Raw genomic sequence first — 21,265 nt, forward strand, 5'->3', positions numbered from 1 at the left:
GACGGCGACCGCATTATCTATTGCGCCGCACCAAATTTATTCAGGCAGAAGTGAATTTAAGCAATGGTTGACCTAGCGTCGTCTCCGGGGCATTGCGCCTGTAACAGGGCGTGAACGCCGCCCGACTCGTCACGACGGCGGCAGATCGGCGGACGATCCGGTTTCAGGAGACCAAGAGTAGTGACTGCAGACGTATCGATTCCCGGACTACGTCCGGCGCCGACCGACCACCAGGGCCTGATCGCCTGGGTCGAACAGATCGCCGCCCTGACCAAGCCGGATCGCGTCCACTGGTGCGACGGTTCCGAAGCCGAGAAGTCGGCCATCATCGCCGACCTGATCGCCAAGGGCACGCTGAAGGAGCTGGATCAGGTCAAGCGCCCCGGCTGCTACTACGCCGCCTCTGATCCCAAGGACGTGGCCCGCGTCGAGAGCCGCACCTTCATCTGCTCGGAAGACGAAGCCGACGCCGGCCCGACCAACAACTGGTCCGACCCGGTCGAGATGCGCGACCGCCTGGACGGCCTGTTCGACGGCTGCATGAAGGGCCGGACGATGTATGTCGTCCCGTTCTGCATGGGTCCGCTGGGCTCCAGGATCTCCGCTCTGGGCGTCGAGATCACCGACAGCGGCTATGTCGCCGTGTCGATGGGCGTCATGACCCGCATGGGCAAGGGCGCGCTGGACATGCTGGGCGCCGACGGCGTCTTCGTTCCGGCCGTGCACACCCTGGGCGCGCCGCTGGCCGAAGGTCAGGCCGATGTGCCGTGGCCCTGCAACGACGACAAGTGGATCGTCCACTTCCCCGAAACGCGCGAAATCTGGTCCTACGGCTCGGGCTACGGCGGCAACGCCCTGCTGGGCAAGAAGTGCTACGCCCTGCGCATCGCCTCGATCATGGCCCGCGACGAGGGCTGGCTGGCCGAGCACATGCTGATCCTCAAGCTGACCAGCCCCGAGGGCGTGTCCAAGTATGTGGCCGCCGCCTTCCCCTCGGCTTGCGGCAAGACCAACCTGGCCATGCTGCAACCGGCGCTGGACGGCTGGAAGGCCGAGACGGTCGGCGACGACATCGCCTGGATGCGCTTCGGCGACGACGGTCGCCTGTACGCCGTGAACCCGGAAGCGGGCTTCTTCGGCGTGGCGCCGGGCACCAGCCGCAACACCAACAAGAACGCGCTCGAGACCCTGGCGACGAACACCGTCTTCACCAACGTCGCCCTGACCGCAGACGGCGACGTCTGGTGGGAAGGCCTGACGAAGGAGGCGCCGGAAGGTCTGACCAACTGGAAGGGTCAGCCGCACGATCCGGCCTCTGGCGAGCCCGCCGCCCACCCGAACGCCCGCTTCGCCGTTCACGCCGGTCAGTGCCCGTCCATCGCGCCCGAGTGGGAAGACCCCAAGGGCGTGCCGATCGACGCCATCCTGTTCGGCGGCCGCCGCGCCTCGGCCGTGCCGCTGGTGACGGAAGCCTTCGACTGGGAGCACGGCGTCTTCATGGGCTCGACCGTGGCCTCGGAAGGCACCGCCGCCGCGGAGAACAAGGTCGGCGAGCTGCGCCGCGACCCCTTCGCCATGCTGCCCTTCTGCGGCTACAACATGGGCGACTATTTCGGTCACTGGCTGAAGATGGGCGAGAAGGCCGAGGCGTCGAAGCTGCCGCGTCTCTTCTTCGTCAACTGGTTCCGCAAGGGCGAAGACGGCAAGTTCGTCTGGCCGGGCTTCGGCGACAACGCCCGCGTCCTGAAGTGGATCGTCGAGCGCCTGGACGACAAGGTCGAGGCCGTGGACACCCCGGTCGGCCGCGTGCCGTCCAAGGCCGCTCTGGACCTGTCGGGCCTGACGCTGTCGGACGCCGATCTGAAGACCCTGCTGGAGGTCGACGCCGAGGTCTGGACCGAGGAAGCCGCTCTGATCCCCGCCTTCTACGAGAAGTTCGGTGATCGCCTGCCCAAGGCCCTGTGGGGCCAGCACGCGGCCCTGACCAAGCGTCTGGAAGAGGCGCGTGCGGCCAAGCTGGCGGCCGAGTAGGACAAAAGCCGGGTTGAAATCGGGGCGCGGGCGGTCGAAGGACGGTCCGTGTCCCTTTTCAATTCCCAAGACATCCTGGTGGTCGGCGCAGGCGCGCTGGGCCTGTGCACGGCGGCGGAACTGGCCCGGCGCGGCCACGGCGTGACCGTGGTCGATCCGGGCGGGACGAACGCCTCGGCCGTCGCGGCGGGGATGATCGCCCCGGCCATGGAAAGCGCCGTCGACGCCCTGTCGCCGGATCAGGCCGAACTGCTGCGGCGCGGCCGCGATCTCTGGCCCGCGTTCGCGCAGGCGGCGGGCGTGGCGCTGGATCGCGATCCGGCCGAATGGCGGGGCGGGGACGCCGCAGGCATGGCCGCGCGGCTGGCCGCGCTGGGCTTTCGCCGGGACTTCGATCCCGTCCGCAACCGCGTGACGACGGACGAGGACTGGAAGGTCGATCCGACCCAGGCCCTGGCCGCCCTGTCGCGCGGGGTCCGCCGGATCGAGGCCCGCGCCGAGGCCCTGTGGTTCGAGGAAGACGGTCTTCGCCTGGAGACGACGGCCGGACCGGTCCGTGGGGATCAGGTCGTGCTGGCGACGGGGGCGGCCGCGCCCCTGGCCGGCCTGCCGGAGGAGGTCGGGCGCCTGCTGGACCTGGTGACGCCGATCCGGGGGCAGATCGGCCTGGTGCAGGAACGGTTGACGGATCGGGTGCTGCGCGGCCCCGGCGCCTATGTCGCGCCCATGGGAGCGGGCTCGGTCATCGGAGCGACGATGGAGCCGGGCGAGCGGTCCCTGGTTCCGGATCCGGAGCGATGCGCGCGGATGCTGGAGGCCGCCTGGGCGGTGCTGGGCGAGACGCCGCGGCCGCTGCGGATAGACTGGCGCGCGGGCGTGCGCGGGACGACGCCGGACGGCCTGCCGATGGCCGGATCGGTCGGGCGGGGGTTGCACCTGGCCGTGGGGCCGCGTCGCAACGGCTGGTTGCTGGGGCCGCTGGTCGCGGCGACGGTCGCGGACGAGATCGAGGGCCGGCCCTCGAAAGAGCCGGCCCTCGCGCCCCGTCGCTTCGCGCGAGTCTCTTAGTCCTCGGGCAGATTGAAGCGAATGGCGATGGAGACCCGGCCGCCGTCGACGGCCTGTCCGTCCACGGTGCGGGGGCTCATGCGGAAGTAGCGGCTGAGACTGACGGCCGCCCGGCCGAAGCCTTGATTGCCCGGCGTCTCGGAAACGACCGAGCAGCTGGTCAGGCCGCCGTCCACCTTGACCAGGCAACTGATGTTGGCGACGCCGCTGACGCCGCGCGACTCGGCGGCGGAGGGATAGGCGCGCATCAACTGCTCCGCCGTCGGCCGACGAACCCAGTCGGGATCGGTGATCACCGGCGGGGACCGCGGAGGATCGGCGGCGACCGCCGTCCCGGTCGACGGCGTATCGGCCGGAGCGGTGATGTTGATCGCCGGGCCCGGGTCGGTGGTGGTCACGGGCGCCTCGGGCGCCAGCAGCGGCGGCACGTCGGACGGGATGACCGTCGTCGGCCGATGAATCGGCGCCGTGGCGGCGGGCGGGACCCTGGGCGTCTCAAGCGGCTTGGGTTTCGGGCGCGGGATCAGCTCGATGATCGTGGGCCGACTTTCCACCGGCGGGGCAGGAATATCCGCCAACTGGAACTTCTGCTGATAGAGCCAGATCCCGGCGCCGACATGGACCAGGGCCGAGACCCCGATGGCCGCCCACATCCAGCGCGGCATGGGTTTCTTACGCTGACTGAAGTCTAGGGAACTGACGACGCCGTGTCCCCCGGCGATACGCATCATCATGACTTACGCGCCTCCTGTCGCAGGCCCTCCCCAGCACCCACGGAACGAAGTTCGCGCTCGCCTTGCGGCCTTATTGTGGCGCTTGGAATTCTTAACGCCGATCTCCTGTGTTAGGGTTTCGTTTACCTTGGTTAGCGACCGTCAACCTTATGAGCGTCGGAGCGATTCCATCGTCGAACGGGGTAGAGGCCGCCATCCGGCGCGCCTCCAACACCACGGGCGTGGACTTTGATTTCCTGATGAAGACGGCGCGCCGCGAGAGCGCGCTGAACCCTTCGGCGCGGGCGCCGACGTCCAGCGCCTCGGGCCTGTTCCAGTTCATCGAGCAGACCTGGCTGGCCACGGTGAAGCAGCACGGCGCCAAGCACGGCTATGGCCAGTACGCCGACCTGATCCAGCGCGGCGACGACGGGCGGTGGCGCGTGCGCGGCTCGGCCCGCAACGTGGTGCTGGACCTGCGGTTCGACCCGCAGGCGGCCTCGACCATGGCGGCGGAGCTGACGGCGTCCAACGCCGCCTATCTGCGCGGCCGGACGGGGCGGGAGCCGGGCGCGGGCGATCTCTACGCCGCCCACTTCCTGGGACCGGCGGGGGCGGCCAAGCTGATGGAGGCCATGCAGTCGCGGCCGGGCGCCAGCGCGGCGGCGCTTTTCCCTGAGGCGGCCTCGGCCAACCGATCCATCTTCTATCGCAACGGCCGCCACGCCACGGTGGCCGAGGTCCACGCCAATCTGCAAAGAACGGCAGGCGAGGGCGCGCCGGCGGCCAGTGCGGGAAGCTTCATGACGGCCAATGCGGCGCCGGACATGAGCGAGAAGGACAGGATGCTGGCGGCGCGGCTGGATCGGCTGAAACAGGACCAGAGTTTGCTGGCCCTGCTGCTCGGCCAGGACGGGCAGGGGTCCGGCGGCGGCTTCGGCGGGGCCTTCGCGCCGCCGTCCGAAACGACATCGTGAATGAACATGGTTTCGCCGCACTCCTAACGCGGCGTTAACTGTGTAACGTTAAGCGTGACGATTGATTCTTCGCCCCGCCTAGCCGCACGAGCCCTCCATGACCGCCTACCGCGCCCGATTGACGGAAAGCGACATCAGGCGACTGATCAAGTCCGACGCCGAGGACGAGCGCGCGGCCGTGGCGCACAAGCTGTGCCGCAGCATCGACCGCATGCCTCTGGACGACGCTGACCGGGCGGCGGCGCAAAAGATTCTGGCCCTGATGGCCGCCGACGCGGCGGAGTTGGTGCGCCGGGCCCTGGCGGTGACGCTGAAGGCCTCGGACCTGATGCCGCGCGACATCGCGCGTCGCCTGATCGCGGATGCGGACAGCGTGGCCCTGCCGATCATCGCCAGTTCGCCGGCCTTCACCGATGAAGACCTGATCGAGATCGTCCGCGCTGGATCGGCCGTGCGCCAGAACGCCGTGGCGGCCCGGCCCAACGTGCCGCGCGACGTGGCGACCGTCCTGGCGGCCGAGGGCTGCGAGTCCGCCGTCCGCACCCTGGCGGCCAACGACAACGCCGATATCTCCGAGGCCGCGCTGGGCGTGGTCGTCGACCGGTTCGGCCAGTCGGCGGAGGTGGTGGCCGCCGTCGCCTATCGTCAGGTCCTGCCTCTTTCGATCACCGAGCGCCTGGTGGCCCTGGCCAGCGACGCGGTGCGCGAGCACTTGGTGACGCGCCACGCCCTGGCGCCGGAAGTCGCCATCCAGTTCGCCGATTTCGCGCGCGAGCGGGCGACGATCGACCTGATCGACCAGGCGAGGGTCAGCAATGATCTGCCGGCCTTCGTCGTCGGACTGCGGGCGCGCAAGGCGCTGAACGGCTCCCTGCTGCTGCGGGCCCTGGCGCGGGGGCAGATGGCCCTGTTCGAGCACGCCCTGGCCGAGTTGGCGGGCACGCCGCATCATCGCGCCTGGCTGATGGTCCATGACGCCGGCCCTCTGGGGCTGAAGGCCATCTATGACCGCGCGGGCCTGCCGCCGCGCCTGTTCCAGGCCTTCCGCGCCGGGGTGGACACCTGGCGCGCCCTTCAGGCCGAGGGCGGCGACGTCGGCGGCGACGTCTTCCGCCAGCGCATGCTGGAGCGTTTCCTGAGCCAGCGGCCCAATGCGGCGCGCGAGGACCTGAACTACCTGATGGAGCGGCTGGACCGTGCGCCGAAGGACGAGGGCGAGGCGGCGATCCACGCCGCCTGATCGGGTTCATCGCTATCCGCTGAAATGAAAAAAGGGGCGTCCCGTGCGGGGCGCCCCTTTCGCTTTCGGCCTGTTCGATTTCTAGCCCAGATGTTCGGTCACGCGGGCTTCCAGTTCCTCGGCCAGGGAGCGGCCGACGGGATGGTCGTCGGTCTGGATCTGGTCGCGGACCACGGCGCGGATGGCGTCCACATGGGCGTCGATCAGGGAGAGGGGCGCCTTCATCCGCTTGTCGGCGTCGTCGAGGATGCGGCACAGGGAGCCGGCGATGCGCGTCACCAGCGGGTATTGGTAGGTGGCGCCCAGCCCCTTCAGGTCGTGCGCGCGAAAATACAGGGCCTCGGCCGTTTCGGGGGTGTAGCCCTTGGCGCGGATGTCCGCCTGGGCGGCGTCCAGCTTGACGATTTCATCCTGAAGCCACTGGCCGAACTGGGCGGACATGGCCTTCAGGGCTTCTTCAGCCTTGGCCACGGCGTCGGCGTTGATGCCCCCGAAACCGCCGCCGACCTTGGCGCGGAGGGGATTGGGCGGGCGGATCACTTGAGGAGGATTGCTCACTGGGGACTCCTGAATACCGACCCAGCCTAGACGGGCGAGGTTTAAAAACCCGTGACGTTCAACTGGCGAATTGTTCGGCCATGACCCGTTCCTCGTAGGAGCGGTTGGCGTCGAACAGCATGACCAGGCTGATATCGCGCCGTTCGCGCACGTCGACCCGGCTGACGCGTCGGACCTCGAAATTGTCAGCGGTGGCGCTGACGGGCCGCTTGTCCGGCTCCAGGATGTCGAAGCGGACCTTGGCCGTGTGGGACAGCAGGGCACCGCGCCAGCGACGCGGACGGAAGGCGCTGATCGGCGTCAGGGCCAGGCTGGGCGCGTCCAGGGGAATGATGGGGCCATGCGCGGACAGGTTGTAGGCCGTGGAGCCGGCGGGGGTCGCCACCATGCAGCCGTCGCAGGTCAGTTCCTCCATCCGCACCTTGTCATTGATGCTGATGCGCAGCTTGGCGCTCTGCCGCGTCTGGCGCAGCAGGGAGATTTCGTTGATGGCCAGGCCGCTGTGCACCTGGCCGCTGTCGGTCCAGGCGTCCATCTGCAGCGGATGGATGACGGTGCGGTCCGCCTCGGCCAGTCGTTGCGGCAGGTCGTCCTCCTCGTAGTCGTTCATCAGGAAGCCGACCGAACCCCGGTTCATGCCGTAGACGGGCGTTCGCAACTGCAGGTTGTTGTGCAGGGTCTCCAGCATGAAACCGTCGCCGCCCAGGGCCACGACCACGTCGGCCTGGGCCACCGGGACCGCGCCATAGCGCTCGCTGAGCCGCGCCCGCGCCTCTTCGGCTTCGGGGCGGTCGCTGGCGACGAAGGCCAGGGAAAGGGAGGCGGAGGCGGCGCGGGTCACGACGCTAGGCAAGCGGAGCAGAGGCCGCGTGTCAAACAGGAAGCGTCAGACGGAGGGCTGATCGTCGTCGATCATCAACAGGCGGAACTCATAGGCGGCCTGATCGGCGGAACGATCGGCCAGACGCCAGGCCGTTCCGTCGGGATCGAGAGGGAAGCCTTTGTTCAGCTTGCGGATTTCAGTCAGAAGCGCCGGGAAGGCCGCGCGATCCAGTCCGACGGCCAGGCAGGCCAGGAACAGGGGCCGGGCCGTGGCGCCCGACAAGGCGCGGCGTACATGGATCACGTCGAACCCGCCCAGGGTCGCCATGCCGTGGATGAAGACGCCCAGCTTCTCCTCGCGAAGGGCGCGGATCAGGTAAGCAGGGCGCAACTGACCGGCCGAATGCAGCTTGGCCGTCAGGCGGGCGTCGGCCTCGTCGGCGGCGGGATCGGCGGGGGCGCTTCCATCCAGACCCGCGACCTGCCGGGCGGCGGCCACGGCGGCCTCGGTCAGGCGTACAGGATTGATGTCGAAGCGTTCGCCGATGGCCTGGCGCAGGGCGTCGCCGACCCAGTGATAGAGGCGCAGGGCTAGGGCTTCGTCCAGGGCCGGGTGACGGGCCAGGGGCGCGCGCAGGGCGGCGGCGTGTCGGGAGTGCTCGACCAGCGCGGCGAAGTCGTCGTCGGCGATGCGGGCGCTGCGGTTCGTGGCCAGGGCGGTCATCACCGTGGGGTCGCGGCGCTCGACGATGCGGCGGGCGACGGCGGCGCCCAGGCCGGGACGCAGCGCCACCTGGATTTGATGATCCAGCGAGCAGTCGGCCAGGAGTTGCAGCAAATCCTGATCCTGCAACAGGGGGCTGGAGGCGATCACGGGGCGGGCGATCTCGATCTCGTCCGCAGCCAGCATCTTCACGAGGTCGGCGGGCGCCCAGTCGGCCTCGGACAGACGTACGGCCAGGACGCGTCGAATCTCATGCTCGGCGTCGCGGGTCAGGGCGATGAAGACGTCGGCCAGGGCGGAGGGCGCGCCGCCGACAGCCTGGGCCGCCGTGCGATAGAGGTCGGCCACGCCCAGGATCAGCCGGCCCCGATCCTGGGGCGTCCGGGCGCGCGCCAGGTTCAGGAGCTGGTCCAGCCCCTGGGGCAGGGGGTTCTGCTCCGGGATCGGTTCTGGTGCGACGACTGTGGGCACCGGCGGCTCCGCGCATCATGGAGGCGGCGACTCGGCCGCGCAGGGCATCATGGTCGTGGGACGTGAAAACAGGGTTAACGAAACCTTCCGACCGCATTTCGCCGCCGCTTGACGCGAAGCGCCGACGGGGCGACCTTCGGCGATAAGAGAACAATGATAAGGGAGGCGGAGATGGCGGACGGATCGGTTGCGTCGCTGAAATCGCGGGTGTCCGAGGCGGAGTGGAACACCCGCGTCGAGCTGGCCGCCCTCTATCGACTGGTGGCGCTGCACGGGTGGGACGACATGATCTTCACCCATATCTCGGCCCGCGTCCCGGGGCCGGAACACCACTTCCTGATCAATCCTTACGGCTGGTATTTCGATGAAATTACAGCCTCTTCCCTGGTGAAGGTCGATCTGGACGGCAATGTGGTTCAGGAAACGACCAACTTCATCAATCCGGCGGGCTTCACCATTCATTCGGCCGTCCACGCCGCGCGCGAGGACGCCAAGTTCGTCATTCACCTGCATACGGTGAACGGGGTGGGCGTGGCGGCGCAGAGGGACGGCCTGCTGCCCATCAGTCAGAACGCCTGCCTGTTGCAGCATCAGGTCGCCTATCACGGCTATGAAGGCCTGGCCCTGAACCACGACGAGCGCGAGCGCCTGGTCGCCGATCTGGGCGACAAGCCGCTGATGCTGCTGCGCAATCACGGCACCCTGGCGGTCGGCGAGACGGCGGCCCAGGCCTGGGTCGGGATCTTCTTCCTGGAACGGGCCTGCGCCCAGCAGACGGCGGCCCTGTCGGCGGGGCGGGACAATGTCCTGATCGCGCCCGATGCGGCCCAGGCCGAGACCAGGGAGCAGGGCCGAGGCATCGGCTTCGTCTCCGCCCTGGCCTGGCCCGGCGCCCTGCGCCAGCTCGCGCGCAAGTCGCCCGGCTACGACGTCTAAAGGTAAAGGGGCAGGCATGTGAGAGCGGTCGGGGGGCTGCTGATCGCACTGGGTTTCCTGGGGGGAACGACGGCGGGCGCCGCGCCCGCCTTCGCCGGAGCCTGGAACCTGCCGAAGGGGCAGGGGCAGGCGATCGTCAAATACGAGGACATGCGCGCCGATCAGGGGTTCGACCCGAACGGCGACCGCGTCGATCTGTCCGTCGAGCGGCGGGACCAGACGGCCTCCGTCTACGCCGAATACGGCCTGACGGATCGCCTGACGCTGCAGTTCAAGGGCGAGTGGCAGAGGGGACGCGACTCCTTCGTCGATTTCGAGGGAAGAGGTCCGGTGGAGATCGGGGCGCGCTGGCAGGTCTGGCGCGACGAAAGAAGCGTCGTGGCCGTCTATGGCGGCTATGCCGACGGCGGCGAGGGGCGCAACGCCGGCTACGCCCCGCCGGGCGCCGGGAACGCCGACTGGGAGGCTCGCCTCATGGCCGGTCGTTCGATGGACAGGGCCTTGGGCGGTTTGATCCAGGGAGGCTTCGTCGAGGCCCAGGTCGCGCGGCGCTGGCGTCAGGGTCTGCCGGACGAGGTGCGCCTGGATCTGACCATGGGGACGCGCATGAACCAGGATTGGACCTTCATGACCCAGGCTTTCGGCGGCCTGACGGACGGCGACGGGGCGCGCTGGCTTTCGCTTGAAACCTCGGTCGTGCGCGACTTCGGCGACTGGAGCCTTCAGGCCGGTTGGCGGCAGTCCGTGGCGGGACGTGAAACTCCTGCGGCCGGCGGGCCAGTCATCGGAATTTGGCGACGTTTTTGACGCGATTTTCCGCGACGGAAACCAAAGTTCGGCGCGTTACAGATACTTTATTTGCCTATCGCCCGTGACCCGCTAAGCGGGGCCGCTGTAAGTCGGGGAGATTGCGTCGCGTGCTCAAGCGCCATTTTTTCATTATCGCAGCGGCCTGTCTGGTCGGGCTCATGGTCGTCGCCGCGGTGCTGAAGATCGCCTTCGCCGACGACAAGGGCGGTCAGGGCGGACCGGGCCGGGGGCCGGGCGGCGGACGCGGCCAGGCCGTGGCCGAGGCGGTGGCGGCCCCGCGTGAATTCGCCGATCAGATCCGGGTACTGGGCGTGGCGCGCAGCAAGCGCTCGGTCAACATCACCTCCAATACGACCGAACTGATCACGCGGGTCATGTTCGTCGACGGCCAGCGGGTCGCGGCGGGCGCGCCCCTCGTCGAGCTACAGGCGCGGGAAGAGGACGCGGACCTGATCCAGGCGCGGGCCCAACTGGCCCAGGCCCAGCGCGAGTACGACCGCTACAAGCTGCTGGCCGAGCGGGGCGTGGCGCCGCGCGTCACGGCGGAGCAGGCCGAGACTTCCCTTCAGACCGCCCGCGCCGCCGTGGCCGCGTCGGAAGCCCGTCGCGGGGATCGCGTCCTGCGCGCGCCCTTCGCCGGGGTCCTGGGCCTGACGACGGTGACGCCGGGCACCCTGATCTCGCCAGGATCGGTCATCACCACCCTGGACGACACCAGCGCCATTCGCGTCGATTTCCCGCTGCCCGAACGCTATCTGGGCGTTCTGCAGGTGGGCACGCCCCTGATCGCCACGGCCGACGCATTCGCCGGGGAGACGTTCAACGGTCGGATCGCCCTGCTGGATACGCGGGTCAATGAACAGACCCGCGCCGTCATCGCCCGCGCCGAGTTCGCCAATCCGGGCAATCGCATCCGCCCCGGCATGATGATGCGTGTCGCCGTTCAGCAAGGACGCCGCCAGAGCCTGTCGGTGCCCGAGGCCGCCGTCCAGTACGAGGGGCAGGGCGCCTTCGTCTATCGCATCGCGCGCGGCGAGAACGGTTCGACCGCCCAGCGGGTGGAGGTCCAGGCTGGCGCAGTCGAAGGCGGCTTCGTCGAAATCCTGTCGGGCCTGAGCAACAACGACCATGTGGTCGCTTCCGGCCTGAACCGCATCCAGCCCGGCGCCCCCGTCACCGTGGGCGGCGGCGACAGCGACAAGAAGGGCGGCGCGCGCGCGGCTCAGGCGGCGCGCTGATGATGCTGTCCGATGTTTCGGTCCGCCGTCCCGTCTTCGCGGCGGTCGGGGCCATCGTCCTGTGCGTCATCGGCCTGGCGGCCTTCTTCTTCCTGCCTGTCCGGGAACTGCCGGACGTCGATCCGCCCATTGTTTCGGTCAACACCACCTATTCCGGCGCCTCGGCCGAGGTGATCGAGAGCCGGATCACGGAGCCGATCGAGCAGCAGATCGCCGGCATCCAGGGCGTCCAGCGCATCAACTCGACCAGCCGCGACGGCCGATCCAGCGTCAACATCGAGTTCTCGCTGGACCGCAACATCGACGACGCCGCCAACGATGTGCGCGACCGGGTCTCGCGGGTTCAGGGCCGTCTGCCGGACCAGGCGGACCCGCCGGAAGTGGCCAAGGCCGATTCCGACAGCCAGCCGATCATGGTCATGTTCCTGCGCTCCACGACGATGAACCGTCTGGAACTGACCGACTACGCCGACCGCTATCTGGTGGATCGCTTCGCGACCGTGCCGGGCGTGGCCCAGGTGCAGATCTACGGCGAGCAGCGCTACGCCATGCGCATCTGGCTGGACGCCGCCGCCATGGCCGCGCGCGGCCTGACCGTCAACGACGTCGAGACGGCCCTGACCAACCAGAACGTCGAACTGCCCGCCGGCTCGCTGGAGTCGACGCAGAAGGACTACACCGTCCGCGTGGCCCGTACCTATGCGCGGCCGGCCGACTTCGCCCAACTGCCGATCGGCACGCGCGGTTCGGCCTCGACCGCGACCGGCGCCCAGTCGTCGGGCACGCTCGGCGCCGCATCCGCCGCCATGACCAACGGCGTGACCGGCGCCCTGCTGGGCAACGCCGCCTATGTCACTCGCCTGGGCGACATCGCCCGGATCGAGGAGGCGCCGGCGGAGGACCGCCGCCTGTTCCGCGGCAACGGCATCGACCAGATCGGCCTGGCCGTCACCCGCCAGGCCCAGTCCAACGACCTGGCCATTTCCGAAGGGGCGCGCGCCCTGATGGAGCAGATCAAGCCGACCCTGCCGCCCGGCACCACGCTGGAAGTCGGATCCGACAACTCGGTCTTCACCTCTCACGCCATCGACGAGGTCTGGATCACCATCGGCATCTCCATGGCCCTGGTGGCCCTGGTGAACTTCATCTTCCTGGGCAGCCTGCGGGCGGCGATCATCCCCTCGGTGGTGGCGCCCATCTGCCTGCTGGCGACCTTCATCGTCCTGGCGCCGCTCGGCTTTTCGCTGAACCTGCTGACGCTGCTGGCCCTGGTGCTGGCCATCGGCCTGGTGGTGGACGACGCCATCGTGGTGGTCGAGAACATCCAGCGCCGTCTGGACCACGGCGAGCCGCCGCTGGTGGCCGCCGAACGCGGCGCGCGCCAGGTCTTCTTCGCCGTCGTGGCGACGACGGTGGTGCTCCTGTCGGTGTTCGCGCCCCTGCTGTTCCTGCCCGGATACGTCGGGCGGCTGTTCGTCGAACTGGCGGCGGCCATCGCGGCGGCCGTGGCCTTCTCGGCCTTCCTGGCGCTGAGCCTGTCGCCCATGCTGGCGTCCAAGATCCTGAAGCCGGCCGAGAGCAACGGCTGGCTGGCGCACCGGGTCGATCGGGCCATGGACGCGCTGAAGACCTCCTACGCCAACACGCTGGACGCCCTGTTGGGGCGTCGCGTCGCCGTCGGCGGCGTGGTCGCCCTGATCGTCCTGGTGGCGGCGGGGGCGACGGGCATCTTCCTGACCCTGCCCAACGAACTGGTGCCGAACGAAGACCGGGGGCGCGTAACCCTGCGGATCGCCGGGCCGGAAGGGGCGGGCTTCGACTACACCCGCAAGATCATGTTGGGGCTGGAGCCCATCCTGGCCGAGTATCGCGACAGCGGCGAGGCCAGCAACTTCCTGATTTCCGCGCCCGGCTTCGGCGGTTCGGGCTTCAGCTCGGGCAGCGCGGTCCTGAACCTGGCCGACTGGTCCGAACGCAATCGCTCGGCCGATGAGATCGCGCAGGAGCTGAACGGCAAGCTGCGCAGCCAGACGGACGCCCAGGTCAACGCCTCGACCCCCGGCGCCTTCCAGCGCGGCGGCGGCAATTCCAACTCGGTCGAGATGATCGTGACGGGGTCCGAATACGGCCCCATCTACAACTGGTTGCAGCCCATCCTGGCCGCGGCGCAGGAGTATCCGGGCTTCTCGCGTCCTCGTCTGAACTATGAGCCGAACGCGCCGCGCCTGCTGGTCGATGTCGATCCGCAGAAGGCGGCCGCCCTGGGCGTCTCGTCGCAACAGATCGGCCGGGCGCTCGAGACCATGTTCGGCTCGCGTCGCGCCACCACCTACATCAAGGGCGGTCAGGAATACGACGTCATCCTGCAGACGAACCGCGACAACCGTCGCGGCGTGTCCGACCTGGAGGCGCTCTATGTCTCGACCGGCGCGGGTCAACTGGTGCCGTTGTCGGCCGTGGTCACGACCCAGACCTCGGGCGACACGCCTGATCGTCGTCGTCTGGACCGTCAGCGTGCCATCACGCTTCAGGCCGACCTGAGCCCGGGCACCACCATCGACGACGCCGTCGCATTCCTGAACGCCGAGGTCGCCAAGCAGCCGCAAGGCCTGGCCACGATCCGCTGGGGCGGGGCGGCGCGCGATCAGCAGGAGGCGGGCAGCGCCGTGGGCTGGGCCTTCGCCCTGGCTCTGCTGCTGGTCTTCCTGGTGCTGGCGGCCCAGTTCGAAAGCTGGATCACCCCGGCGGTCATCATGCTGACCGTGCCCCTGGCGGCCGCGGGCGGCCTGTTCGGCCTGCTGATGGCGGGGTCCAGCCTGAACATCTACAGCCAGATCGGCCTGATCATCCTGATCGGCGTCGCCGCGAAGAACGGCATCCTGATCGTCGAGTTCGCCAACCAGTTGCGCGACCAGGGTCGAACGATCCGCGAGGCCATCATCGAGTCGTCGAGCCTGCGTCTGCGGCCGATCATCATGACCTCCATCGCCACGGCCTTCGGCGCGCTACCGCTGGTGCTGTGGCAGGGCGCGGGGGCGGGCAGCCGTCAGACGATCGGCGTGGTCATCTTCACCGGCGCCATGTTCGCCACCATGCTGACCCTGTTCGTGGTGCCGGTGATCTATGGCGTGCTGGCGCGCTTCACCAAGTCGCCGGAATGGACCGCCCGCAGGATCGAGGCGTGGGAGGCCCAGGAAATGGCGGACGGCAAGACGCCGGACATGAGCCCGGCGGAGTAGGAATGGAGCGGGGCGGGGCGGTTACGGCTCCGCCCTGTAGCCCGTCTCCACCTTCAGGAAGGCGATGACGTCGCGGCGGTCCGTGGCGTCGCGCAGGCCGGCGAAGGTCATCTTGTTGCCCGGCAGGAAGGACTTGGGATTCTGGAGCCAGTGATCCAGCTTCTCGGCGTCCCAGGCGAAGCCGGCGTTCCGCACGGCGTGGGAATAGCTGTACTTGGGGTCCGATCCGGCCTGACGGCCGAAGACGCCGTAGAGGTTGGGGCCGGCCATGTGCGGTCCGTTCGGCGTGATGGTGTGGCATGACCGGCAGCGGGCGAAGGCGCGCCGCCCATTCTCCAGATCTCCGGCGTCATAGGGGGCGGGCAGGGCAGCCAGCAGAGCCGCCTTTTCCGCATCCGTCAGGGCCGGAGGCGGCGGGGCCTTGGGCGCTTCGTCGGCGGCGGGCGTAGAGGCGTCTCCGCAGGCGGCGAGGGCCAGGGGAGCGATCAGGGCGGCGGTCAGGACGAGAAGGCTGCGCATGACGGCCTTCATAGGCCATGCCGCCTGGATCGCCGATGGGCATTTGGTCTCAGCATCGACGGTTATCATTACTGGACGCAGGGTCTTCGCGCCTGATAATCGCTGTCAAGAACAGTATGAGCGGCGCCGGGCGCCGTCGTAACGAGCGCCATGACCGACACCATCAAACTGAGCCAGGCCCGACGCGGCGACTGCGGCGTCATCACCCAGGTCGGCGACCACCGCCATCACATGGAGCACGAGGTCGAGCTGGAGCGCCGCCTGCTGGAGCTGGGCTTCGTCGAGGGCGCGCGAGTGGAACTGCTGCACGAAGGTCTGTTCGGCCGCGATCCCATCGCGGTGAAGGTGGACGACATGCGCGTGGCCCTGCGTCGGCACGAGGCGGCCAGCCTGACGGTTCGACTGGACGGGAGGGCCGGCTGATGGACATGGCCGTGCGCCCCGCTCGCCTTGACGTGGCTCGTTTTGCTCTGGTCGGCAATCCCAACAGCGGCAAGACCGCCCTGTTCAACGCCCTGACCGGCGCCCATCAGAAGGTCGCCAACTACGCCGGGGTCACGGTCGAGCGGAAGGAGGGGCGGGTTCACGCCGCCGACGGTCGCACCCTGTCGGTGCTGGACCTGCCGGGCACCTATTCCCTGCGGGCGCGCAGCCTGGACGAGGAAGTCACGCGCGACGCCGTCCTGGGCGCCCTGCCGGGCGAGACCCCGCCGGACGTGGTGGTCTGCGTGGCCGACGCCACCAATCTGCGTCTTGTCCTGAAGCTGGCGCTGGAGCTGAAGCAGGTCGGGCGGCCCATGGTCCTGGCCCTCAACATGTACGACATCGCCCAACGGCAGGGCCTGCGCATCGACCTGGAGAAGCTGTCGGCCGAGATCGGTGCTCCGGTCGTCACCACGGTCGCGACCCGCAAGCGCGGGATCGGCGAACTGGTCGAGGCCGTCCAGGCCCAGGCGGACCTGGCGGTCGGCGAGACCCGCAGCGAGTGGCACGCGCCGTCGGCGGCTGAAATCCGCGCCGCCCACCGCGAGGCCGAGCGCATCATGAAGGCCTGCGTCCGCCCGCCCGAGCGGCCGGACACCCTGACCGGCAGGATCGACAGCGTCCTGCTGCATCCGGTCGCCGGCCTGGCCATCCTGCTGGCCGTGCTGTTCGTCATGTTCCAGGCTGTCTTCACCTGGGCCACGCCGGCGATGGACGGGATCGAGGCGGTCTTCGCCATGATCGGCGGCTGGATCGCCGGCGTCCTTCCCGACACAGGCGTCATGGGCCTGGTGCAGAGCCTGATCGTCGACGGTCTGATCGGCGGGGTCGGCAGCGTCCTGGTCTTCCTGCCTCAGATCCTGATCATCTTCCTGTTCATCATCGTTCTGGAAGACTTCGGCTACATGGCCCGGGCGGCTTTCCTGATGGACAAGATCATGGGCGGGGCGGGGCTGCACGGCCGCGCCTTCATCCCTCTGTTGTCCAGTTTCGCCTGCGCCATTCCGGGCATCATGGCGACGCGGGTGATCGAGGCGAAGCGCGACCGTCTGACCACCATACTGATCGCGCCGCTGATGACCTGTTCGGCGCGCATTCCCGTCTACACCCTGATCATCGCGGCCTTCATTCCGAACGAGACGGTCTGGGGCTGGGCCAGCCTGCAGGGCCTGGTCATGTTCGGCCTCTATACGGCGGGCATTGTCAGCGCCCTTCTGGTCTCGCTGGTGATCCGCCGCGTCTTCTGGCGCGGGGCGGTCGAGCCCTTCATGATGGAGTTGCCGGCCTACAAGCTGCCGGATGTGAAGAGCGTCCTGTTCAATCTGTGGCTGCGGGCCAAGATCTTCATCCGCCGCGCGGGCAAGATCATCCTGCCGCTGATGATCATCGTCTGGGCCCTGGCGACCTTCCCCTATCCGCCGGAAGGGGCGACGGGACCGGCCATCGACTATTCCTTCGCCGGCATGATCGGCAAGGCGCTGGAGCCGGTCTTCGCCCCCATCGGCTTCAGTTGGCAGATGGTGGTGGCCCTGGTGCCCGGCATGGCGGCGCGCGAGGTGGCGGTGGCCGTCCTGGGCACTGTCTACTCGGTCGCAGGCGCGGAGGAGAACGTCGGCGCCCTGGCCTCGATCCTGTCGGCGGACTGGTCGCTGGCCACCGGCCTGGCCTTTCTGGCCTGGTACGTCTTCGCGCCGCAATGCTTGCCGACGCTGGGTGTGGTGCGGCGCGAGACGGGGTCGATGAAGTGGACCATGATCATGGTCGGCTATCTGTTCGGCCTGGCCTATCTGGCCGCCTTCATCGTCTACCACGTCGCCGTGGCGCTGGGCGCGGGGTAGGGGGCAGATGCTTCCTTCCTGCTGTGCGGGGAGGAAAGGCCGGGGCTCACCGCCCTGTGGTCAGCTTCACGACGATGTGCGCCGTGGTGTCGATGATGGCTTCGGCCGTATCGGCGCGGCGCATCAGGGCGAAGCCGGCGGCGACCGACTCGACCAGGTTGGCGGTTTCATAGGAAGTCAGACGGGGCGACAGGCCTTCGGGGTGATAGCCGCCCGCCTTGGCCTGGGCGATGCGGCGCTCCAGGGCCAGGTGCAGACGTCGCATCCGTTTGATCCGGCTCTCGGCGAAGCCGGGCTCGCCCTTGTCCGCCAGCATGTGCTCGACCCGCAGCACCGGGCCGTGGTCGTTCCACAGGGACAGGACTTCCAGCACATAGGCCCGGACGGATTCGAAGGCGCGATCGGCGGTCCAGTCAGCGTGGATATGCCGGGCCAGGCGCTGGAAGTCTTCGCCGGCCTCTTCGCACAGGAGCAGCAGGCCCTCTTCGACGGACTTGAAATAGGTGTAGAAGGTCGGCGCCGAGACCCCTGCGGCCTGGGCCACGTCCGCCGCGCGGATCTCGCCCAGATGCCTCTGGTTCAGCAGTTCGCGCAGGGCGTCGAGGATCGCCCGGCGGGTCCGCGCCCCGCGCGCGCCGATCTTATGGCCTAGCTTGTTGGTCGTCTCGGACATCGGCGGAAGGGCGAGGGGAAGGGGAGGGCCAAGGCCTAGTCGCTTCCCTTGTCGGTCACAAGCGCAGCTTGGCCGAGAGCTGGTCTAGAGGGCGACGCGGACCTCGACCTCGTCGCCGAAACAGCCGCCGGTCGGAATGAAGCCGAGCGCCTTGTAGAAGGCTTCAGGACTGCCTTCGCCCAGGCCGTAGCTGGTGTAGAGGGCGTCGTAGCCGCGTCGACGCAGTCTCTGCTTCACCATCTCGACTACGCGGCGACCGACGCCCGCGCCCTGATGGGGACCGGCGATCATCAGCCGCCACAGATAGGGCCCGTCGCATTCGATGCCGTCGTCCCATTCATCGCCGTCGTTGACCATGACGAAGCCGACCAGGGTTTCATCCAGGTAGATCGCCCGGAACCAGGCGGCTTCGGAACAGAAGCCTTCGGCGATGGAGACGCCGTTGTCGGCCACCTTGCCGCGTTGCCCGGGCGACAGGGTCTCGCTGAGTTCGCAGACTTCGGACACGTTTTCCGAGGTGATGCGGCGGAAGGTGATTTCACGTTCGGAAGACATGGCGGCAGGCCGATGAAGCGCCCGCGACCGTGCAGGCGGCGACATATTGCAACGCTTGCGCGCAACGCGCCTTGCGGCCGATGGCCACTCTTGGCCAGGGGACGGCGCGGATGTCGAGCGAGTAGAACGACCGCAGCGGGCGAACCTCTAGGCGGTGAACGTGGCGGCATCTGAAGGCCCGGCTCTTCGATGGGCGGGCCTTCCTTCGTGCTGTCTATAGAAGCTGTAACCCTGGGAAATGAATGCTCCCGGAAAAGATGCATTCAGGATAGGGCGGTCCAATCAGCATGTTGTCGAAGGATAGCGTTTCAGTCGAGTTGTCCCAATTGGCGACAATGGTGCCATCGCAGTTTGCAATGAGATGGGCGATTCCAATGTTCAGGAATACGGATGTCGTTGATCCTGAAATTCGACTAATTGACCAGCTTCCAGTCGTTATCATTGCGTGTCCGCAAATAATATGACCTGGCGAAAGGGATGCGGATGGAAGTGAAACTGATGTTGATGAAACGAATCCGGAGACATTTACCACGCAGGTTCCAGGCCCTTGCGTAATTGTACCAGAGCCAGAAGTTGGCCCCGTAGGTGTAAAAGTCTGTGCCTCTACACCAGTGCTAATCATTGTGATCGCTGTGATCAGACTCGCGCCAATTAGGTTACGCATCACCACCGGCCTCCCGACCCCATAGCTATCCCTAGCGGATGCACAATGAACTTTTATGTAAATATAACGGGAGTCAACGGGGCGGCGGGGTGGGGGCCAAATCTCGATCCTCTCACCCGAGTTGAGGAGGTATTCGCTTCAAACAAGCGCGGCGCAATTCAGGTGAAATGCTCTTCATTGACGATGAACTCGTGCAACTCGGGGTCTTTCGGTTGAAGGACCTCTCGCACGGATGTGAAGGCCAGGCGCTCAAACGCGGCGCGCCAGAAGGCCAGAGCCTGCCTGTCCTCGCGAAAGACGCAGACCAGCCATGGCTCGTTCGAACTCAGCATGGTCTGGCGGATCGCCTCAGATGCGACGCCCTTGCCTCGATATTTTGGAAGAACATAGAGGTCTGCGAACTCCATGATCGAACGGCCTCCAAAATTCTGATGTCCGACAATCAGAAGTCCGGCCAATTTCCCTTCGTAGCGAATAATATAGGCCCAGTCGAAGGGATCGGGCTGGCCTAATCTGCTGAGAAATCCCGATAGAGATGTGAACCTGCCTGCGTCGTCAGTGTCGTTTCCTGACCAAAAAGAAGATTCCAGTTCGTAGAACTGCCAGATTTGATCCAATAGGGATGCATCAGAGATCAGCGCGCGGATCAATTTTATTGAATTGTCCACGGCGATCCCAGTGTCTGAGCTAAGCAAAGGATGTCGAGCGAATAAGCTCGTTCCAGGCAAGGGTGAGAACCTACTTCTTCGGGGCCGTCCGCCAGCGGATAGGTGGAACGAGGTGGCCAGCTTGTCAGCTGAAGACCTCGGATTGAAGCCGAAACGACAGGCAGACGCGACCCTGCATTGAAACTGTGGGGCGGCTCTCGGGCCGCCCTTTTTCACGAGCTCATCGATCCTAGGTGATCTTCTTCGCTGCGAACACACCCATGGCGAGGAAGACCATGAAGATCACAACAGCGAGGGCTTCTCATCTGGGGGCCTTGTGGGCCTGTCTCTGCCGGCGCTGAGCTTGCCGGGAGGCGGAGGAAGCGTGGCCAAGCCCCAGCGAGTCTATGTCGAGGTCGGCGTGAACGATGATCGCTTCAACGCCTACGTGGACGGTCGTTCTGCTCCGATGGCGGCCCATGCAGGGCAGGCGGCTCTATCAGGCGCCCGTAGCCAGGTGCCGGCCTACGCTGGTGCCTTGGCGTTTGCCTTCATGCGGATGCCTGGTCCCGGAGCTTGCCCGTACAGGTTAGCGTGAGGCTGTCCTTTGATACTTCCCAGCCAAATCGTGAACGCGAGCGAAGCCAGCGTCACTAGGCCGAACCCGATCTGGTGTAGGCTCGCGTCAGCGAAAATAACTGCAATCCCGGCTGCAAACTGGACAGCGAATACCAGTAGCACCCATTTTCCAGTCCTGCCCAAGTCATGCAAGCGCATGATGTAGGCCATCGCAACAACTACCCACGTGCCGCCGCCCGCTGCATTGAAAAAGCTTATAACAAACGCAAACGCCATGATTAAGGCGATGAACAGCCAGTATGTGGCGCGATTGATGCGCTGGTTAAGAAAACTCATTCCGCCCTACGGTGAAGGTTGAGAGGGCAGGCTGCCTGGATCACTTGTCAGTGTCACCCTGAACAGAATTCGAACATGGCTCGCTTCGGCGGGCCTTTTTCTTTGCGCCCTTCAACCCTTCAGGCCCCCAGCACCGCTGGTGGG

Annotated in this window: 20 protein-coding genes; 10 read left to right on the top strand and 10 right to left on the bottom strand. The window is 67.3% G+C overall.

Annotation, left to right across the window (positions count from 1 at the left end; genetic code table 11):
* Positions 1–180 precede the first annotated feature (180 nt).
* Together ABIE19_RS05115 and ABIE19_RS05120 are read left to right on the top strand one after the other, a co-directional pair.
* The gene (locus tag ABIE19_RS05115) at positions 181–2,031 is read left to right on the top strand and encodes a phosphoenolpyruvate carboxykinase (GTP) (RefSeq protein WP_354088044.1); all 1,851 of its coding nucleotides are present in this window, start codon (positions 181–183) and stop codon (positions 2,029–2,031) included.
* A 48-nt stretch (positions 2,032–2,079) separates the two neighbouring features.
* Positions 2,080–3,099, top strand: a complete 1,020-nt coding sequence (locus ABIE19_RS05120) for an NAD(P)/FAD-dependent oxidoreductase (protein WP_354088045.1) — start codon at positions 2,080–2,082, stop codon at positions 3,097–3,099.
* On the opposite strand, the gene ABIE19_RS05125 is transcribed toward ABIE19_RS05120, so the two are convergent.
* Positions 3,096–3,833 carry a TonB family protein gene (locus tag ABIE19_RS05125; protein ID WP_354088046.1) on the bottom strand — a complete coding sequence of 246 codons (738 nt, stop codon included), beginning with the start codon at positions 3,831–3,833 and terminating at the stop codon, positions 3,096–3,098. The two genes, ABIE19_RS05120 and ABIE19_RS05125, sit on opposite strands and share 4 nt — an antisense overlap.
* A 149-nt stretch (positions 3,834–3,982) precedes the next feature.
* On the opposite strand from ABIE19_RS05125, the gene ABIE19_RS05130 reads away from it, so the two are divergent.
* Both ABIE19_RS05130 and spbR read left to right on the top strand, forming a co-directional pair.
* Positions 3,983–4,789, top strand: a complete 807-nt coding sequence (locus tag ABIE19_RS05130) for a transglycosylase SLT domain-containing protein (protein ID WP_354088047.1) — start codon at positions 3,983–3,985, stop codon at positions 4,787–4,789.
* Between the two features lie 97 nt (positions 4,790–4,886).
* Positions 4,887–6,029 (top strand): SpbR family protein, encoded by a 1,143-nt coding sequence (gene spbR, locus ABIE19_RS05135; protein WP_354088048.1) that lies wholly within the window; start codon positions 4,887–4,889, stop codon positions 6,027–6,029.
* An 81-nt stretch (positions 6,030–6,110) separates the two neighbouring features.
* On the opposite strand, the gene ABIE19_RS05140 is transcribed toward spbR, so the two are convergent.
* Genes ABIE19_RS05140 through ABIE19_RS05150 form a run of 3 tightly spaced genes read right to left on the bottom strand, consistent with a single transcriptional unit; the run spans position 6,111 to position 8,604 of the window.
* Positions 6,111–6,587, bottom strand: coding sequence for an Hpt domain-containing protein (locus tag ABIE19_RS05140; protein WP_354088049.1), 477 nt, complete (start codon positions 6,585–6,587; stop codon positions 6,111–6,113).
* Between the two features lie 58 nt (positions 6,588–6,645).
* Positions 6,646–7,428 (bottom strand): NAD kinase, encoded by a 783-nt coding sequence (locus ABIE19_RS05145; RefSeq protein ID WP_354088050.1) that lies wholly within the window; start codon positions 7,426–7,428, stop codon positions 6,646–6,648.
* A 45-nt stretch (positions 7,429–7,473) separates the two neighbouring features.
* Positions 7,474–8,604 (bottom strand): DUF2336 domain-containing protein, encoded by a 1,131-nt coding sequence (locus ABIE19_RS05150; protein ID WP_354088051.1) that lies wholly within the window; start codon positions 8,602–8,604, stop codon positions 7,474–7,476.
* Positions 8,605–8,775: 171 nt separating this feature from the next.
* Here ABIE19_RS05150 and ABIE19_RS05155 point away from each other — a divergent pair, with 171 nt between their 5' ends.
* The 4 genes from ABIE19_RS05155 to ABIE19_RS05170 all read left to right on the top strand — a co-directional run bounded on the left by ABIE19_RS05155 (position 8,776) and on the right by ABIE19_RS05170 (position 14,827).
* The gene (locus ABIE19_RS05155) at positions 8,776–9,540 is read left to right on the top strand and encodes a class II aldolase/adducin family protein (protein ID WP_354088052.1); all 765 of its coding nucleotides are present in this window, start codon (positions 8,776–8,778) and stop codon (positions 9,538–9,540) included.
* An 18-nt stretch (positions 9,541–9,558) separates the two neighbouring features.
* Positions 9,559–10,347, top strand: a complete 789-nt coding sequence (locus ABIE19_RS05160; protein ID WP_354088053.1) for a hypothetical protein — start codon at positions 9,559–9,561, stop codon at positions 10,345–10,347.
* A 110-nt stretch (positions 10,348–10,457) separates the two neighbouring features.
* A complete protein-coding gene (locus ABIE19_RS05165; protein WP_354088054.1) occupies positions 10,458–11,588 on the top strand; it encodes an efflux RND transporter periplasmic adaptor subunit in 1,131 nt (376 codons plus the stop codon).
* A gap of 2 nt (positions 11,589–11,590) precedes the next feature.
* The gene (locus ABIE19_RS05170; protein ID WP_354088587.1) at positions 11,591–14,827 is read left to right on the top strand and encodes an efflux RND transporter permease subunit; all 3,237 of its coding nucleotides are present in this window, start codon (positions 11,591–11,593) and stop codon (positions 14,825–14,827) included.
* A 21-nt stretch (positions 14,828–14,848) separates the two neighbouring features.
* Here the strand turns inward: ABIE19_RS05170 and ABIE19_RS05175 are convergent, their stop codons facing one another.
* The gene (locus ABIE19_RS05175) at positions 14,849–15,346 is read right to left on the bottom strand and encodes a c-type cytochrome (protein ID WP_354088055.1); all 498 of its coding nucleotides are present in this window, start codon (positions 15,344–15,346) and stop codon (positions 14,849–14,851) included.
* Positions 15,347–15,496: 150 nt separating this feature from the next.
* On the opposite strand from ABIE19_RS05175, the gene ABIE19_RS05180 reads away from it, so the two are divergent.
* Together ABIE19_RS05180 and feoB are read left to right on the top strand one after the other, a co-directional pair.
* The gene (locus tag ABIE19_RS05180) at positions 15,497–15,769 is read left to right on the top strand and encodes a FeoA family protein (RefSeq protein ID WP_354088056.1); all 273 of its coding nucleotides are present in this window, start codon (positions 15,497–15,499) and stop codon (positions 15,767–15,769) included.
* Complete coding sequence (gene feoB, locus ABIE19_RS05185) at positions 15,769–17,667, top strand: ferrous iron transporter B (protein ID WP_354088057.1); 1,899 nt, start codon at positions 15,769–15,771, stop codon at positions 17,665–17,667. The genes ABIE19_RS05180 and feoB overlap by 1 nt, the downstream gene beginning before the upstream one ends.
* Before the next feature lie 46 nt (positions 17,668–17,713).
* Here the strand turns inward: feoB and ABIE19_RS05190 are convergent, their stop codons facing one another.
* The 5 genes from ABIE19_RS05190 to ABIE19_RS05205 form a co-directional block, all read right to left on the bottom strand.
* A complete protein-coding gene (locus ABIE19_RS05190) occupies positions 17,714–18,340 on the bottom strand; it encodes a TetR/AcrR family transcriptional regulator (protein ID WP_354088058.1) in 627 nt (208 codons plus the stop codon).
* An 84-nt stretch (positions 18,341–18,424) separates the two neighbouring features.
* Complete coding sequence (locus tag ABIE19_RS05195; protein WP_354088060.1) at positions 18,425–18,895, bottom strand: GNAT family N-acetyltransferase; 471 nt, start codon at positions 18,893–18,895, stop codon at positions 18,425–18,427.
* A gap of 214 nt (positions 18,896–19,109) precedes the next feature.
* Positions 19,110–19,559 carry a PraA/PraB family alkane oxidation protein activator gene (locus ABIE19_RS17510; protein ID WP_494337638.1) on the bottom strand — a complete coding sequence of 150 codons (450 nt, stop codon included), beginning with the start codon at positions 19,557–19,559 and terminating at the stop codon, positions 19,110–19,112.
* 158 nt (positions 19,560–19,717) lie between these two features.
* Positions 19,718–20,209, bottom strand: coding sequence for a GNAT family N-acetyltransferase (locus tag ABIE19_RS05200; RefSeq protein WP_354088061.1), 492 nt, complete (start codon positions 20,207–20,209; stop codon positions 19,718–19,720).
* 522 nt (positions 20,210–20,731) lie between these two features.
* Positions 20,732–21,121, bottom strand: a complete 390-nt coding sequence (locus tag ABIE19_RS05205; RefSeq protein ID WP_354088062.1) for a DUF805 domain-containing protein — start codon at positions 21,119–21,121, stop codon at positions 20,732–20,734.
* Positions 21,122–21,265 lie beyond the last annotated feature (144 nt).

The organism is Brevundimonas faecalis (assembly GCF_040549405.1).
GTDB classification, from domain to species: Bacteria; Pseudomonadota; Alphaproteobacteria; order Caulobacterales; family Caulobacteraceae; genus Brevundimonas; species Brevundimonas faecalis.

Bases quoted from the DNA above. Each gene is read 5' to 3' on its own strand.
- ABIE19_RS05125 (WP_354088046.1), bottom strand. From the start codon at position 3,833: ATGATGATGCGTATCGCCGGGGGACACGGCGTCGTCAGTTCCCTAGAC.
- ABIE19_RS17510 (WP_494337638.1), bottom strand. From the start codon at position 19,559: ATGCGTAACCTAATTGGCGCGAGTCTGATCACAGCGATCACAATGATT.
- ABIE19_RS05170 (WP_354088587.1), top strand. From the start codon at position 11,591: ATGCTGTCCGATGTTTCGGTCCGCCGTCCCGTCTTCGCGGCGGTCGGG.
- feoB (WP_354088057.1), top strand. From the start codon at position 15,769: ATGGACATGGCCGTGCGCCCCGCTCGCCTTGACGTGGCTCGTTTTGCT.
- ABIE19_RS05130 (WP_354088047.1), top strand. From the start codon at position 3,983: ATGAGCGTCGGAGCGATTCCATCGTCGAACGGGGTAGAGGCCGCCATC.
- ABIE19_RS05175 (WP_354088055.1), bottom strand. From the start codon at position 15,346: ATGCGCAGCCTTCTCGTCCTGACCGCCGCCCTGATCGCTCCCCTGGCC.
- ABIE19_RS05205 (WP_354088062.1), bottom strand. From the start codon at position 21,121: ATGAGTTTTCTTAACCAGCGCATCAATCGCGCCACATACTGGCTGTTC.
- spbR (WP_354088048.1), top strand. From the start codon at position 4,887: ATGACCGCCTACCGCGCCCGATTGACGGAAAGCGACATCAGGCGACTG.
- ABIE19_RS05155 (WP_354088052.1), top strand. From the start codon at position 8,776: ATGGCGGACGGATCGGTTGCGTCGCTGAAATCGCGGGTGTCCGAGGCG.
- ABIE19_RS05180 (WP_354088056.1), top strand. From the start codon at position 15,497: ATGACCGACACCATCAAACTGAGCCAGGCCCGACGCGGCGACTGCGGC.
- ABIE19_RS05190 (WP_354088058.1), bottom strand. From the start codon at position 18,340: ATGTCCGAGACGACCAACAAGCTAGGCCATAAGATCGGCGCGCGCGGG.
- ABIE19_RS05195 (WP_354088060.1), bottom strand. From the start codon at position 18,895: ATGTCTTCCGAACGTGAAATCACCTTCCGCCGCATCACCTCGGAAAAC.